Origin of the sequence: Carboxylicivirga sp. M1479 (assembly GCF_007097485.1) — a bacterium.
Lineage (GTDB): Bacteria > Bacteroidota > Bacteroidia > Bacteroidales > Marinilabiliaceae > Carboxylicivirga.
This window is the reverse complement of sequence record NZ_VKDE01000063.1, coordinates 1-3748: the sequence shown is the minus strand read 5'-3', so window position 1 is coordinate 3748 and position 3748 is coordinate 1. Positions and strand designations below refer to the sequence as shown.

At 36.3% G+C, this 3748-nt stretch carries 3 protein-coding genes; 1 reads left to right on the top strand and 2 read right to left on the bottom strand.

Features of this window, described 5'->3' with window-relative positions; translation table 11 throughout:
- On the top strand, nt 1-437 hold a 437-nt coding region (locus tag FNN09_RS21395; RefSeq protein ID WP_221932552.1), incomplete at its 5' end, for a hypothetical protein.
- A 419-nt stretch (nt 438-856) separates the two neighbouring features.
- Here the strand turns inward: FNN09_RS21395 and FNN09_RS20665 are convergent.
- Nucleotides 857-2440 carry an IS1182 family transposase gene (locus FNN09_RS20665; protein ID WP_185969091.1) on the bottom strand — a complete coding sequence of 528 codons (1584 nt, stop codon included), beginning with the start codon at nt 2438-2440 and terminating at the stop codon, nt 857-859.
- A 297-nt stretch (nt 2441-2737) separates the two neighbouring features.
- Nucleotides 2738-3607 carry a hypothetical protein gene (locus FNN09_RS20660; protein WP_143304392.1) on the bottom strand — a complete coding sequence of 290 codons (870 nt, stop codon included), beginning with the start codon at nt 3605-3607 and terminating at the stop codon, nt 2738-2740.
- Nucleotides 3608-3748 lie beyond the last annotated feature (141 nt).

Sequence of the window (3748 nt, the reverse complement as noted above, 5' to 3'; positions counted from 1 at the left end):
CCTTTGGGCGGTTTGAAGCCTCCTCCTGCAAGACGACCTCAGTGGCTCAACCCTACAACTGGTTTCCACCATCTCAATTTACAGCATGTAGTGAATATTTTGCCGTTCACTACTTCTCGGCACACGATGAAGCGATTGGCTATTTAGCGAACCAAAACAACCAAAACCTCTCTGAGCCAAATCTTTTATTTGTTTTTATCTTTTCATTTTTAAAGCCAAATCAAAGATTTGGCGGTGTTCGATTACCCAAAGTAACCTCCAATCCTCACAAACGCCAATTGCTTTATACTAGCGTGTTGTGCCCCGTTATTTATCATTTCTTTGATGTAACTAATTCTTGTCTAGTAGTTAGTCTTTTTATTAATTCTTTGATTAGAAATGTAAAAATGCCACTTATAACTGCTCCAACAATGTCTTTCCAATCAAATGTACCATGAATCCCGATAAGTCCGAATAATTCCCATACAAATCCATAGACTATTGTAACAATGATTATTTGCTTATTCTTTTGACTGTCCGTATAATTTTTAAAAGTCCAAACAAAGAAACAAAAACCAACAACAGATACTAAACTCCCAATGGTGTCTGCGAGTCCGAAATCACTTATTTGGTTTGCATACACATAAGGTCTGTAAAATGTTGATAATATTAGTCCAGTTAACACAACACATATGGAAGTGGTTAAATATATTTTTTGTTGTCTACTCATATTAAATTACTTGACCTAGTTGTATTTTGAATAATGTGAAATCTAGTTTTACTAAACCATATGAAATTTTCACGTTTGCCTTAATATTTAATTCTTACGAAATGCAGAATGGGGCACAACGGGAGTTTGTGTAACAACCCCTTTATTTCAAATTAAAGATATCAATTGTGGTGTAATTTGTCCTATATGGGGCTTTATGTTGGTGCCTTTTGATGACAATTGAACATCTATACTTTGAAATTTCAGGGCTTCAAATAGGCTTAAAACAAGTCTAATTTGATGTTTAAAAACGGATGCATGCTTTTTAAGCATAGCTATTAGCTTTTTTGCACCAATGATGTTGATGCTTCGACTAAGATTGTAGCCGATAAACAATAGTCCTACTTCTCCCAGCACTTTCTCTTTACCCCTGAGAAGCGTATGTGTAAAACCCCGTTGCCGTTTAAAAGTACCAAACATGTGCTCGGTTATTTGTTGACGCTGACGGTAGTACTCCGGATTATTATTGACCCGTTGGTTGTTTAGTCCAACGTCATCAGCATATTGACTTCGGTCAATGTTACGTCCATTCACCTTGCTTTGGGTGCAGAGCTGTCTGGAACAGCAGGTTTTACAATCTTTGGTCGTATAACGTTTAAAACGTGTATCACTCTTCTTTCTTCGGCGGTTTTCAGAGCGTTTGTGCCATTTACCATTACTCAGCAACTTGCTGCCATTGGGGCATGTATAATAGTCATGTTCAGCATTGTAAATAAATTCCGAAATCGGATAAAGACCTGTGTCTTTTATAGAGGGCTCTTTGGGAGAAACAAAGCTGGTAATGTTATGAGTATGGCACTGATGCAGCTGTTCTCCTGTATGGTAACCTTTATCAGCCAATGCGGTTAATTTTACCACTTGCAATAATTCTTTAGAAGCTATTGCCATCGGCGCCAAGGCATGGGTGTCATTAACATCTCCAGTATCAAATTCAACCATCAACTTGTGTTTAGCATCTGATGAAGCCTGAATGTTATAGCCTACTCGAACTGAGTTTCTCTGAAAAACTACAGCTCTAGCATCGGGATCGGTTGTCGAAATCTGATCTTCGCCTATCTCATCCAATTGGTTCTTTACTTGCTCATACTTGGCTTTCTTATCTTGACGATCTTTTATCTTGGTGGTTAAAGCCTCTTTTTCTTCAGCTTCTTCTGTCTGTTCCAATTGTGCCTCATAATCAGCTATCTTATTGTCAATGTATTCGATGTGTTGCTTTAGCTTCTTGTCGTTGAAATTGTTTTTTAAGGAGTTGTCTCCTCGAATTTTAAATGAGTCAATAGCGATGGTTTCTCCATCTATTAGTTTCCATTCTTTTAGCAGGCATACAAAACGACGAAAAACTTCCCTGAATGCTTTAGGATGATTCTTCCTAAAGTCGGCTATGGTCTTATACTTGGGACGTAAACCTGATACCAACCACATGGCTTCTATGTTTGTCTGTGATTCACGTTCTAATCGTCGTGAAGTGCGAACGCCGTAACGGTACCCATATAAATAGAGCTTCATCAAAGCACTAGGGTGATATGGGGGCCGTCCTTCTTCTTTACATTGGACATGGTTAAAACCAAAGCTCTTTAGGTCTATTGCATCGACAAAAGCGTCAACTACCCTGACAAAGGCATCCGGGGCAATTGCTCCCTCCAGACTAAACATGAACATTTGATTGCGATCTTCTCCTTGCTGATGAACCATAGCTCTCATATTTGATTCACTTTCAAGATAATAAACTACAGAACCAATGCCTAAGTAACTGATGTGTAGTTATCAACAATTAAAGGGAGTTTTTGCACAGTCTGACGGTTGGCTAGATGAAGCGTATGGCGATTTAACGAACCAAACCTTTCAAAACTCCACTGAGCCAAATCTTTTATTTGTTTTTATCTTTTCATTTCTAAAGCCAAATCAAAGATTTGGCGGTGTTCAATTAATCTCCTACACTTCCTAAAAACTACGAACGCCATATGCTTTATACTAGCGTGTTGCCTGTAGTTATTTTTCTAGTAAGATTGGAATGATTATAAGTCCATTAATTGGTTTATTTGATTCAAAACCATGATGCCATTCCAATCCCTTGAGTGAATATTCTATAGCTGTTTCAATTGATTCTAATTCTGGAACTAGCTTATATCCATTTTGGTAAATACCATTATAAATAAACTTATTTTCTGTTGTAACTATTCCATGAACATGCACTAAATAATTATCACCTTCTTTCATAAAGTCTTCTGGCAGAAAAATAAAATCGTTCACGACCTCAGTTAAAGTCTGATTGTCAAGAAAACAATTTGGCAAAATATCGCAATACTTTACATATTCGATTCCACTTTGATGCTTTATTTTAGTTTTACTTCGGCGATATATTGGATATTGATTGAAGGACTTTACAATCTTTTTAACATCGTTATATGGCGCTTTTTGTATCTCGGAATCTCCTTTTTGATTTGTTATTCTACCTTTTGCTATTCCGTTTAACATAGCTAAATGAAATTCCCCACAAATAGACAATTCATATACACCGCCACTGTTTTGAAGTCTATCAACTGCGACAATCCATTTAGTGTTTGGTTTAAATTTCTCAATATAAGGTCTGCATTCGAAACCATTATCTCCGAAAATAATGATAGTATCACTTGATTCTATTCCTCTGATTTTTTCCTTGATAAGGAATTTAATAGAATATGGTAATTCTGGAGAACCAGGCGTACCAATACTATCATAAGCAATAACTTCTCCATAAGCTACTAGGTCTGCTATTTGACTTGAATAAGCAAAACCACCAAAATCACCACAATCACAAGCCTTACTTGTATTAAAGCTTAATGGAATAATTAAAATTAATATGTAGTATATGTTCTTCATCTAATTCTGACTAACGTAAAATTTAAGTCCTGTAAATCAGCTTGATGCAAAGTTGAGTTCATCAGGGTTAAATCCATATTTGTCAATCTGTTTTTGTATTCTTTTGGCAATGCCAAGCTTTCTTTTCTGATCTAAATATAA